14 protein-coding genes are annotated in these 11,279 nt (G+C 68.1%); 6 read left to right on the top strand and 8 right to left on the bottom strand.

Annotation, left to right across the window (positions count from 1 at the left end; translation table 11 throughout):
- From AAC997_RS03980 to AAC997_RS03960, 5 genes are all read left to right on the top strand, one after another.
- Positions 1-811 (top strand): VacJ family lipoprotein (locus tag AAC997_RS03980; protein ID WP_340644406.1); only part of this gene is annotated, 811 nt, incomplete at its 5' end.
- Positions 812-849: 38 nt separating this feature from the next.
- Positions 850-1,479: an ABC transporter substrate-binding protein gene (locus tag AAC997_RS03975; RefSeq protein WP_340644405.1), complete on the top strand. Its 630-nt coding sequence runs from the start codon at positions 850-852 to the stop codon at positions 1,477-1,479.
- A 13-nt stretch (positions 1,480-1,492) separates the two neighbouring features.
- Positions 1,493-1,960, top strand: coding sequence for an outer membrane lipid asymmetry maintenance protein MlaD (mlaD, locus tag AAC997_RS03970; protein ID WP_340644404.1), 468 nt, complete (start codon positions 1,493-1,495; stop codon positions 1,958-1,960).
- Position 1,961: 1 nt separating this feature from the next.
- Positions 1,962-2,753 carry an ABC transporter permease gene (locus AAC997_RS03965; RefSeq protein ID WP_340644403.1) on the top strand — a complete coding sequence of 264 codons (792 nt, stop codon included), beginning with the start codon at positions 1,962-1,964 and terminating at the stop codon, positions 2,751-2,753.
- Positions 2,750-3,487 (top strand): ATP-binding cassette domain-containing protein, encoded by a 738-nt coding sequence (locus AAC997_RS03960; protein WP_340644402.1) that lies wholly within the window; start codon positions 2,750-2,752, stop codon positions 3,485-3,487. The genes AAC997_RS03965 and AAC997_RS03960 overlap by 4 nt, the downstream gene beginning before the upstream one ends.
- A 5-nt stretch (positions 3,488-3,492) precedes the next feature.
- Here AAC997_RS03960 and purB read toward each other — a convergent pair whose 3' ends face one another.
- Entirely contained in the window at positions 3,493-4,815 is a 1,323-nt protein-coding gene (gene purB / locus AAC997_RS03955; RefSeq protein ID WP_340644401.1) for an adenylosuccinate lyase, read from the bottom strand.
- Positions 4,816-4,928: 113 nt separating this feature from the next.
- Complete coding sequence (locus AAC997_RS03950) at positions 4,929-6,434, bottom strand: MFS transporter (protein WP_340644400.1); 1,506 nt, start codon at positions 6,432-6,434, stop codon at positions 4,929-4,931.
- A 177-nt stretch (positions 6,435-6,611) separates the two neighbouring features.
- Here AAC997_RS03950 and AAC997_RS03945 point away from each other — a divergent pair, with 177 nt between their 5' ends.
- Complete coding sequence (locus tag AAC997_RS03945) at positions 6,612-6,815, top strand: hypothetical protein (RefSeq protein ID WP_340644399.1); 204 nt, start codon at positions 6,612-6,614, stop codon at positions 6,813-6,815.
- Between the two features lie 7 nt (positions 6,816-6,822).
- On the opposite strand, the gene AAC997_RS03940 is transcribed toward AAC997_RS03945, so the two are convergent.
- The 6 genes from AAC997_RS03940 to AAC997_RS03915 all read right to left on the bottom strand — a co-directional run.
- Positions 6,823-7,476 (bottom strand): Crp/Fnr family transcriptional regulator, encoded by a 654-nt coding sequence (locus AAC997_RS03940; RefSeq protein ID WP_340644398.1) that lies wholly within the window; start codon positions 7,474-7,476, stop codon positions 6,823-6,825.
- Positions 7,477-7,936: 460 nt separating this feature from the next.
- Entirely contained in the window at positions 7,937-8,482 is a 546-nt protein-coding gene (locus tag AAC997_RS03935) for a hemerythrin domain-containing protein (protein ID WP_340644397.1), read from the bottom strand.
- 134 nt (positions 8,483-8,616) lie between these two features.
- Positions 8,617-8,883, bottom strand: coding sequence for a hypothetical protein (locus AAC997_RS03930; protein WP_340644396.1), 267 nt, complete (start codon positions 8,881-8,883; stop codon positions 8,617-8,619).
- A 117-nt stretch (positions 8,884-9,000) separates the two neighbouring features.
- Positions 9,001-9,768, bottom strand: a complete 768-nt coding sequence (locus AAC997_RS03925; protein ID WP_340644395.1) for an SDR family NAD(P)-dependent oxidoreductase — start codon at positions 9,766-9,768, stop codon at positions 9,001-9,003.
- A gap of 11 nt (positions 9,769-9,779) precedes the next feature.
- The gene (locus tag AAC997_RS03920) at positions 9,780-10,517 is read right to left on the bottom strand and encodes an SDR family oxidoreductase (RefSeq protein ID WP_340644394.1); all 738 of its coding nucleotides are present in this window, start codon (positions 10,515-10,517) and stop codon (positions 9,780-9,782) included.
- 60 nt (positions 10,518-10,577) lie between these two features.
- A partial coding sequence (locus AAC997_RS03915) for a hypothetical protein (protein WP_340644393.1) occupies positions 10,578-11,279 on the bottom strand: 702 nt, incomplete at its 5' end.

The raw sequence follows: 11,279 nt of genomic DNA, 5'->3' as shown, positions 1-11,279 counted from the left end.
ATTGAACCGGCGCCACGGATCTTTCGCCCCGGTCGAGGCGCCGACCAGCGCGCCGCCGCCGACCATCGAGGCCTCGACCGGGGCGAAAGATCCGTGGCGCCGGTTCAATCGCGGGTCCTACGCCTTCAACGGCGTTCTGGACCGCGCCCTGGTTGGTCCGGTGGCGCGGGCCTATCTGAAGGTGACACCGGCGCCGCTGCGCCGCCGCCTCGGCAAGGTCATCAACAACCTGCGAGAGCCCTCGACGGTGGTGAATGAGGTGCTGCAGGGCCATCCGGTGCGCGCGCTCCGGGCCAGCGCCCGCTTCGTGACCAATTCCACCGTTGGCCTGCTGGGCGCGTTCGATGTGGCCGACACGATGGGGCTGGAGCGCCGCAGCGCCGACTTCGGCCAGACCCTGGGTCGCTATGGCGTGGGGGCGGGCCCCTATCTCTACCTGCCGCTGGTTGGGCCGACGAATGTCCGCGACGGCCTGGGGCGTATCGTGGACGCCCTGACCGATCCGGTCTCCCTGGCGGCGGGCGGCGTGGGGAGCGACTTCGCGGTCGGTCGACTAGGGGTGACCGCCTTGGACGAACGGGCAGGGGCCGAGGCCACGCTGGCGGCGATCGGCCAGCAGGCCACCGATCCCTATGCGACGATCCGTTCGGCCTATGAGCAGAGCCGGGAGGCTCAGGTGCGGCAGGCGACGGGGGAGGCCGAGGTGCTGCCGGACTTCGAGGCGGCCCCGGACGCCGCGCCGATGGTCTCCGCGCGCCCTGCCGGCGCCGTGCGGCTGGCGGCCCATCAATGGCCAGAACCGATATACTAGGGTCCAGGCCCTGATTGATGAGAGATTGGAAGCAGACGATGCCCGCCGTTCACGACCGCCGACACTTTCTGCTGCTGGGCTATGGCGCCGCGCTGGCCGGCTCCTCCGCCCTCGCCCAGACCCAGGCCCGGCGCAACACCCGCAGTCCCGAGGCTGAGGCTTTTGTGGCGATTCAGGCTCAGGCGGTGCTGACGGTGCTGGGCGACAGCCGTCTGAGCGTGGCCCAGAAGGCGGCGGCGTTCCGGCGGTTGCTGGACCAGATCGCCGATGTGCCTCGGATCAGCAACTTCGTGCTGGGCAAGTACGCTCGAACCATCACGCCGGCCCAGAGAGCGCAGTTCAACACGGCGTTCCGCGCCTATGCTGAGAACGTCTACGAGAGCCGGATCTCGGACTTCCGCGGGGAGACCCTGAAGGTCACCGGATCGGTGGCGCGCACCCCCGGCGACGTGGTGGTGGACACCCAGGTGGTCGGCCGTGGCCGGTCTCCGATCCCGGTCTCCTGGCGGGTCCTGGGCGGCGGCGGCAGCTGGAAGGTCGTCGACGTGCGGATCAGCGGTGTCTGGCTGGCCATCACCCAGCAGCAGGATTTCGTCTCCACCATCGACAATGCCGGCGGCGATATCGGCGTCCTGATCGCGCAACTTCGACGCAACCCCAAGCCCTGAGGACCGTCGAAACGTGCGTGGACAATGGGCTGAGACCATCATGGGCTTCCTGGTGCTGGCGGTGGCCGGCGCCTTCCTGATCTACGCCCTGACGGTGGGCGGGGGCGGGGTGGCGCCCGGGGCCTACGAGGTCACCGCCCGGTTTGGAGAGGTGGGGTCACTTGAGCCCGGCGCCGCGGTCACCGTGGCCGGAGTCAAGGTCGGCACGGTTTCGAAGGTCAGCCTGGAGCCGGACACCTATCTGGCCAGGGTGGCCATGGCGCTGGAGCCGGGAATTCGGTTGCCCGCCGACTCCACCGCCAAGATCACCAGCGACAGCCTGCTGGGGGGCGTCCACGTGGCCATTGGCGCCGGCGGAGCGCCTGAGGACCTGAAGGCGGGTGGCGAGATCGAGAACACCCAGGGGGCGGTGGACCTGCTGGGCCTGATCGGCCAGGTGGTCCGGCCCCAGCCCGAGCCGCCGGCGGCGGAGAGCCAATGAGATGGCCGCCGCGCTGGCCCTGAAACCTGTCCAGGCCGTCGGCCGCCTGACGCTGTCGTCCCTGCGGCAGGTGGGGGCGTTGACCTTGTTTGGCCTGCGCAGCCTGCTGGCCCTGGTGATCGGGCCCTGGTTTCCGGGTCAGGTTCTGCGGCAACTGGCGGCGATCGGCTTCTATTCCCTGCCGGTCATCGGCCTGACGGCGGTGTTCACCGGGGCGGCCCTGGCCCTGAACATCTACACCGGTGGCGGGCGCTTCAACGCCGAGCAGATCATGCCCCAGATCGTGGCGCTGGGGATCACCCGGGAACTGGGCCCGGTGCTGGCGGCCCTGATGCTGGCCGGCCGGGTTTCGGCCACCATCGCCGCGGAGATCGGCGCCATGCGCGCCACCGAACAGATCGACGCCCTGCGGACCCTCTCCACCGACCCCTATGGCTATCTGGTGACGCCGCGGCTGGTGGCCGCCGTCATTGCTCTGCCCCTGTTGACCCTGGTGGCCGACATCATCGGCATCGCTGGCGGCTGGGGGGTGGCGGTCGGCTTCCTGGACTTCAATCCCACCGTCTACATCCGCAACACCGTGGACTTCGTGGAGCCCTGGGACGTGGGATCTGGCCTGATCAAGGCGATGGTGTTCGGCTTCATCGTCGCCCTGATGGGGTGCTATCACGGCTATCGAGCCACCGGCGGCGCGCGAGGCGTCGGGCGGGCCACCACCCAGGCTGTCGTGACCGCCGCGATTGCGATCTTCGCCAGCGACTATGTTCTCACCACCCTGTTCACCGCCCGATGACCCGACCCAAGCTCGAATGGCGCGGGGTCGGCAAGCGGTTCGGCGACGCCGCTGTCTTGGACGGCTTGAACCTCAGTGTGCCGACCGGCGCGTCGATGGTGATCATCGGCGGGTCAGGCCAGGGCAAGTCGGTGATGATCAAGCTGGCCCTGGGCCTGGTGTCGCCCGACAGCGGCAAGGTGCTGCTGGACGGCAAGGTCCTGCCTGGCCTCATCGGGGGGCGGCGGAGGCGGCTGCTGGCCCGGTCGGGAGTGTTGTTTCAGAGCGCGGCCCTGTTCGACAGCCTGACCGTCTGGGAGAACGTCGCCTTCCGTCTGATCCATGCCGACCGGGTTCCGCGCCGGGCGGCCCGGGCACGCGCCCTGGCCGCCCTGGCGCGCGTCCGTCTGGAGCCAGAGGCCGCGGACCTGTTCCCTTCGGACCTGTCGGGGGGGATGCAGAAGCGGGTGGGACTGGCCCGGGCCATCGCCGCCGACCCCGAGTTGCTGTTCTTTGACGAGCCCACCACGGGCCTGGACCCCATCACCGCGGCTGTGATCAACGAGTTGATCGTCGATCAGGTCACGCGCCTGGGGGGCACGGCGGTGTCCATCACCCACGACCTGGCCTCAGCCCGGCGCATCGGCGACCAGATCGCCATGCTGCACGAGGGCGCCATCGTCTGGCAGGGGACCCCCGCGGAGCTGGACACCACCCCCCACCCCGAGGTTCGGCGGTTCGTGGACGTCAGATAGGCGGGCTACTCCGCGGCCTTGGCCATGGCCTCTTGCCCGAACACCCGGGCGAAGATCACGTCGACATTCTTGAAGTGGTAGCCGAGGTCGAAGAGGTCGCGGATCTCGGCTTCCGAGAGCGTGACGGTCTCGTCGGCCAGGAGCAGGTCGATGAACAGGCCCTCGCCGCGCCAGACCTTCATCGCCGCGCCCTGAACCGAGGCATAGGCGGTCTCGCGGGCGACGCCCTTCTGGGTCAGGGCCAGCATGACCCGCTGAGAGTGAACCAGGCCGCCGAGACGGTCCATGTTCTTCAGCATGTTCTCCGGATAGATCACCAGCCGCTCGACCACGCCGGCCAGACGGCGCAGGGCGAAGTCCAGGTGGACCGTGGCGTCCGGGGCGATGCCGCGCTCAACCGACGAGTGGCTGATGTCGCGCTCGTGCCAGAGGGTGACGTTCTCCATGGCCGGCACGACGGCCGAGCGGATCAGGCGGGCCAGGCCGGTGAGGTTCTCGGTGAGGATCGGGTTGCGCTTGTGCGGCATGGCGCTGGATCCCTTCTGGCCGACCTCGAAGGGCTCCTCGGCCTCCAGCACCTCGGTGCGCTGCAGGTGGCGGATCTCGGTGGCCAGGCGCTCGATGGAGGAGGCGACGACGCCCAGGGCCGCGAAATAGGCCGCGTGGCGGTCGCGCGGGATCACCTGGGTGGAGACCGGTTCGACGGCCAGGCCCAGCTGCTCGGCGACGTAGGCCTCAACCTCGGGCGCGACATTGGCGAAGGTGCCGACGGCGCCGGAGATGGCGCAGGTGGCGATCTCGAACTTGGCCATCGCCAGGCGCTCCTTGGCGCGCTGGAACTCGGCATAGTGGCCGGCGAGCTTCAGACCGAAGGTGGTGGGCTCGGCGTGGATGGCGTGGCTGCGGCCGACGGTGGGTGTCAGGCGGTGCTCGAAGGCGCGGCGCTTCAGGGCTGTCAGCACCATGTCGACGTCTTCGATCAGCAGGTCGGTGGCGCGGCTGAGTTGGACGGCGAGCGCCGTGTCGTTGACGTCGGATGAGGTCATGCCCTGGTGCAGGAAGCGGGCGTCGGGGCCGACGATCTCGGTGACGTGGGTCAGGAAGGCGATGACGTCGTGCTTCACCTCGCGCTCGATCTCGTCGATGCGATCGGCGTCCCAGACGGCGTCGCGGCCCTTTTCCCAGATGGTCTGGGCGGCCAGCTTGGGGATGACCCCCAGCTGCGCCATCTTGTCGGCGGCGTGGGCCTCGATCTCGAACATGATCTTGAAGCGGGTCTGGGGCGACCAGATGTCGGCGGCTTCCTTGCGAGCGTAGCGGGGGATCATGTCGAGGGCTCCTTAGGCGGGCTGGATAGCGCCACCGGCCGGCTTTTGCCACCCCGCGCCGAGCGTTTCCTCCCCGGCCGCGACGCGAACGGGGAGGAAGGGTCGGGCCAGATCTACTCGGTTTCGCCCCGGTCGGTGCGGGCCTTGGCCAGCGCCTTGGTGAGGCCGATGGAGCCCAGCAGGTAGTGGAACGCGGCCCACAGATAGAAGCAGATGGAGACGATGACGCCCGAGCGCGTCGCCTCCACCAGGCTCACCTTGCACTGGCCGATCAAGGCGAGGCTCGCCCCGTCCGGCGCCTTGCCGCCCGGGCAGGCCTGGGCGAAGCTGACCGCGCCGCCGTCGCCGCCCAGCAGGCCGCCCAGCGCCGCAAGCGTGCCCGCACCGCCGTCGTGGTTGAAGTTGAACTGGGCGAACTGGTCGATGATCCAACCGGTGAAGGGCGGCCCGCCGCCCAGCGCGATCAGGTTCAGGAAGAAGAACAGCAGGGCTGTGGCCGTGGCCCGGCGGCGCGTGGGCACCATGTTCTGCACCACCCCGAAGGTCGGGCCCAGATAGGTGTAGTGGAAGATCCCCGGGATCAGCAGGATCAGGGCTGCGGTCTGCCACGAGGGTTGCAGATAGGCGGCGATATAGATCGGCGTGGCGATGGCCAGGCCGATGGCCGGTGTCAGCGAGTACCAACGCGGCGAGCGCCGGCTGAGGCGGTCGGTGATGAACCCGCCGAGCAGGGTGCCGATGCCGGCGGAGAAGCCGCCGACGAGACCGGTGATCAGGCCGACCTGGGCGTAGTCCAGGCCAAAGGCCCGGGTGAAATAGGGCGGTACGAACTGGCCCGAGCCATAGGAGCCGAAGGACGCGATGGTGACGCCCAGCACCATGTGCAGGACGGGCCACTTCCCAAACAGGGTGCCGGCGACCGCGCCCAGCTCCTTGAACTCGCCGGCCAGGGAGAACTTCGGAGCCGCCTCGACGACGACCTCGCCGGAGGCGGACTGATCGGGTTCGGAGTGCCCCCGCGGGGGTTCCTTGACCACCAGCTTCATGACGATGGCGATGAGGATTCCGGGGGCGCCCACCAACAGGAAGGCGATCCGCCACGAGAAGTTCTGGGCCAGCCAGCCGCCCGCGACGGCGCCCAGCATGGTGCCCAGCGGGATACCGAAGGAGTAGATCGAGAGCGCGCTCGCCCGACGCTTGGGCTCGTAATAGTCGCTGATCAACGAGTGGGCGGGTGGGGAGAGGCCGGCCTCGCCGAACCCGACCCCGAACCGGTAGGCGGCCAGTTGTGCGAAGCTGGTGGCGGTGCCGCAAAGGGCGGTGAACCCTGACCAGATCAGGATGGCGGCTGAGATGATGGAGACGCGGTTGAAACGCTCGGCCAGGCGGGCGATCGGAATGCCCAGCAGGGTGTAGAGCAGGGCGAAATAGAGTCCTCCCAGCAGGCCAAGCTGGGTGTCGGTGATCTTCAGGTCATCCTTGATGGCCTGGCCGATGGTGGCGATGATCGTCCGGTCGATGAAGTTCAGCGTGTAGGCGGTGACCAACAGGCCCAGCACCACGCCCTTATAACTGTCCGAATAGACCGGCTTACCGCCGGCCTCTGCTGCCGCAGCCATACGCACGTTCCCCCCATGCACTTTCTTGGGCGGACTTTAGGCAGAGCCGGAGGTCGAGGGGAAGGGGGCGAGCCGCCACCGCAGGCCTGGTGTCGTCCACCCGACCTAAGTCGGGTAGGCGGCAGACGAAGGTCAAGGTTCGGTGGTCTGGTGGCGCTTCCAGAGGAATCCCGGTCCGTGCCCGCCTATACCTTTTTCCCCTATCTCACCGGCGGTTCGAGTTTGACCTTCGAGGCTATCGAGCTGTCGGACGACGACGCGGCGAAGAAGAAGGGCCTGCAGATCCTCGCCGAGCATGGCAGCGCCACTGAGGTGGAGATATGGCGGGACGACCGCCTGATCCATCGGCAGCCGCGGACATGCGGCGACGCCGCCGCCTGAGGGCGGTTCAGGCCGGGGACTTCAACAGCCGGTCGAAGCGCACCTTGCTTAGCGCGTAGCACTCACAGGCTTCGCGCTCGAGCCCCGCTCGGTCGAGGATGGTGATGGCCCCGCGCCGATAGTCGATGAGGCCCGCCCGCTTGAAGGCGCTGGCCACCAGGGTGACGGTGGTGCGCTGCACTCCCAGCATGATGGCGAGATATTCCTGGGTCAGCGGCACGATGGGGCCCGACACCCGGTCCTGGGTCATCAGCAGCCAGCGGGCCAGGCGCTGGCCGGCCTCGTGCAGGGCGTTACAGGCTACCGACTGCTGGGCCTGGCTGACATTGGCCTCGATGTGCCGCAGCAACAGGTGCAGCAGGGGCCCGCTCTTGAAGGCCTGTTCCCGCAGCTTGGCTGCCGGCAGGCGGATGGCGCCTCCGGCGACCTGGGTGAAGACCCGGCTGGAGCTGGGCTCGCCGCTGAGGGCCGAGGGCAGGCCAGTGACGCTTTCGAATCCGATGGTGGCGCTCTCGACGCTGCGCCCGTCGCGGGTCGGGGTGACGACCGAGGCCACGGCGCTGGAGGGGAAGAAGATGACCTCCACCGTCTGCTCGGGTTCATGTAGCGATTCCCCCGCCGACAGTGCGGCCTCAGTCAGAAACGGGCCAAGAGCAGCCATGTCGGCGGGCTCGAGAGCCGACAGGAGGTAATTTCTAAAATTCACTGGGGTTCCGACCGAATGGTCAAATACTGAATGCGTATCGCGTCGACCATGTCACAGATATCGCCGGTGAGAGACAGATAGCTGTGCGTCACATTAGCCGGTAAATATTTTATCAATCGAACGTCAGCGGCGTAGGTACACTTCGAGTATTATAGAAGACAAAATGTGTCCGGTCGAAAACTTACAATGATCGATTCCCGACGTTAAGCCTGGTGCGGCGTCTTGCGCCGTTCGCGCAGATGAAGAGGCCGGGAGCGATCGATGGATGAAGGAACGTCGCTCGCTGGCGGCGCCGCGCCGCCGCCACGGAAGACGCAAAGGCAAACGGCCCCAGACGATGCTGGGGCTGCGCAATCTCATCAATGTCGTGAAGTAAAGATCGCCGCGCGCCGGCGAACGGCGCGCGGCGTCGTGATCAGTTGGCCTTCGCGGGCTTCATCTCGGCCATCAGTTCTTCCTTGCGCGCCTTCATGCGTTCGCCCATGGCCTCGAGGTCCTCGTCGCCTTTCTTGGCCTGCGAGAACATCCCTCCGGGTTGTTCCTCTTCCTTGACGTGGTGGGAGATGTACTCGCCCAGCACCTTGACCTTGGCGTCATAGAACTGCTCGCCGGGCTTCATGGCCTCGATCTCGGCGATCAGCTTCTTGGCCCCGTCGTGCTCGACATAGGCCTCGTCCATCAGGTCGTCCTCAACGTCGCCACGCTCCTCGGGATAGAAGATTTCCTCTTCGATCTGGGTGTGGACCTTCAGGGCGAGCGCGATCTTGTTGAACAGGGCGAGCTTCTCGGCGTCCTTCTCCAGCTGCTCGTACTCGTCGAACATCGCGGCCACCTCGCGGTGGTCCTTCTTGAGCAGGCTGATGGCCAGCGGGTCACGGCGGTTGGTCCGCCGCGTGCGGCGCGGCGCGGTCTTCTTGGCAGAGGTTTTCTTGCTTGTGTCGGCTTTCGCGGTGGTCGCCATGTCGTCCCTCTCATTCCTGAACCTGCGGGCGATGCGCCCAGAGTCCGGAAACACTGATTTCGGGAGCCAGTTCCGACGGATATCCGACAGAGATGTACGATTTCAGCCTTGGCGGCGTGGTGGCGAAACCCGGGCTAATCCGCCGCCCGCACAGGGAGTTCAGCCATCGGCGCGTCGTCGGCGAAATAGCGCCAGGTCCCGATCAGCGCCTGGGTGCGGTCGTGGATCAGGACGCGCGCGTCATGGCCGGTGGCCGCCAAGCGTTCGGCCAGGGCCTTGGCCTTTTCCTCGGCCTTGGCGCCGGAAAGGAACATCAAGGGTGTGTCGTCAAAGGGAGACAGCACGCGCCAGCCGCCCTCCACCGGAACGACCGAGATGTGATGATCGGTGTCAGGTGTCATTGGGGTTTCCTCTCACGCGCACTCTACGCCTAATGGTGACTCCGTCTGTGCGGCGCCACACCTATTCACGCAGCTTTGAGCAGCCACGGGCAAGGCGAGCTAAAACGCCCGGAGGTCTTAGGCGTTGCGCGCCATCAAGCCACCGTCGACCGGGATGGTGACGCCGGTGAGGTAGCTGGCGGCGGGCAGGCACAGGCTCAGAGTCATGTGGGCCACCTCTTCGGGCGCGCCATAGCGTCCCAGCGCCGTGCGCCGTTTGGCATAGGTCTGGCGCGCCTCGTCGGGGATGGCGTCGGTCATGCCCGTCAGGATCGGGCCCGGGCAGATGCAGTTGACCGTGATCCCCTCGCGGCCCAGCTCGACGGCCAGGGCGCGGGTCAGGCCGGTGACGCCGGCCTTGGCCGCCGCATAGGCGCTGTCGCGGGCTGTCGCGCCGAGCGCCTCGGTCGAGGCGATGTTGACGATGCGGGGGGCGGCGGACTTGCGCAGGTGGGGGAGGGCCGCGCGGATCACCCGGTGGTGCGAGGTCAGCAGGACGGCGATGGACCAGTCCCAGACGGCCTCGTAGGCATCGTCGTCGATGGCGGCGAAGCCCGAGATTCCGGCATTGTTGACTACGCAGTCCAGGCCGCCAAACCGGGCGGCGATCTCCCCCACCACAGCGAGGATCTGGGCGGGGTCGGAGACGTCCAGCGGCCAAGCCTGGGCCGACTGGCCCTGCGTCGTGATGGCCTCGGCGACGGCCTGCGCCGCCGCGCCATCGCGGTCGGTGACGGCGACGTGGGCGCCTTCGGCGGCGAACAGCTGGGCGGTGGCCGCCCCCATGCCGCCGCCCGCCCCGGTGATAAGGACGACGGAACCCTGGACTGAGCGGCTGAGCGACATCTGGAAATCCTTCAGGAGAGCGACAGGCCGCCGTCGACGATCAAGGTCTGGCCGTTGACGTAGGAGGCCAGGGGCGACGCCAGGAACAGCGCCGCCCCGGCCATGTCGTCTGGGGTGCCCATGCGGCCGGCGGGGATGGCGCGCAGGGCGCCGGTCAGGCGGTCAGGGTTCCCGGTGGTGACGGCGGTGAGCTTGGTGGCCACCAGGCCCGGCGCCAGGCCGTTCACCCGGACGCCGTCCCGCGCCCAGGCCTCGCCCAGGGTCTTGGTCAGGCTGACGGCGCCGGCCTTGGAGGCGGCATAGGCCGGGTTGCCCCGGTTGGACTGGAAGCCCGACACGGAGCTCACGATGATGATCGACCCCTTGGCGACGGCCAGCCGGTCGTGGAAGGCGTTGGAGCAGTCCATCAGGCTGTCCAGATTGACCGCCATGACGTGATCCCAGCCGGCCGGGGCGAACTCGCCGCGCTTGTAGATCACCGTCCCCTGGCACAGCACCAGCACGTCGAGGGTCGGCAAGGTCGGCGCCTCGGCGGCGATCGCCGCGCGGTCGGAGACATCGACTCGGGCATAGGTCAGGCCAGAGAGATCCGAACCCTCAACGTCCTCATAGTCCGCGGCCGTCGCCCGCGTGCCCCAGACATGCACCGCTGCGCCACGCCGGGCGAAGCCATGGGCGATCCCATTGCCGATCCCGCTGGAGCCGCCCACCACGAGGACGGTCTGGCCGGTGAAGTCGAGGTCGGACATGGCAAGGCTCCCTTGGCGGCGATCAGACCCGTCTGTCGCCGCGTCAGGCAATGGGGAAAGCTAGGCCAGGGCGTGTTCGGCCAACCCCCGCGCCTTGGCTTCGGCGGCGGTGAAATAGACCACGCCGTCACCCCAGTCGTAGGTCACCACACCCTGCGGTGGCTGGGCGGCCTCGTCGCAGAGCACGGCGAGCTCCTTGGCGGTCAGGACTGGCCAGCGGGCGAAGGCCTCGACCGGTGTCGGGTCCGGGCGCGGATCGGCGGTCGAGCCGGGGAAGGCGGCTTCCAGGCCCGCCACATATTCCTCATAGCCGACCCAGCCGGCGACGGTCTGGTCGCCGCCGGGGCCCCGGAAGATCACGGTGGGCAGGGCGTAGCGGTCGTGGCCCTCGGAGTGCTTCAGCTCACCGTTCATCGGACTGTCGTGCTTGAGGTTGCGGACGTAGTCGTTGGGCGCGCGGGTTTCCTCCCAGTCGGCGCGGTAGGCGGCGGCCGTGGCGTCGGCGGTCTGGTCGGTGCGCCAGCGGGCCTGGTCGAGACCGGGGACCCCTTGCGTCGCCGCCTCGAACTCATCGGGGGTCTGGGGGCCGAAGCCGAAGATGAAAATCTGCTCTCGGAAGCGGCGCAGGACGGCGTGGGCCACCTCCTGGCCCTGAAGTTCGGCGGCCTTCACCGCCGCGCCCATGGGGTCGGTGGACTGCAGCATCAGGTGCATGGGGTTGGGATAGGGCATGCCGGTCAGCGCCCAGACCCGCTTCCAATA

The sequence above is a fragment of the Phenylobacterium sp. genome, from assembly GCF_037968635.1.
Lineage (GTDB): Bacteria > Pseudomonadota > Alphaproteobacteria > Caulobacterales > Caulobacteraceae > Phenylobacterium.
This window is presented reverse-complemented; position numbering and strand designations above follow the sequence as displayed.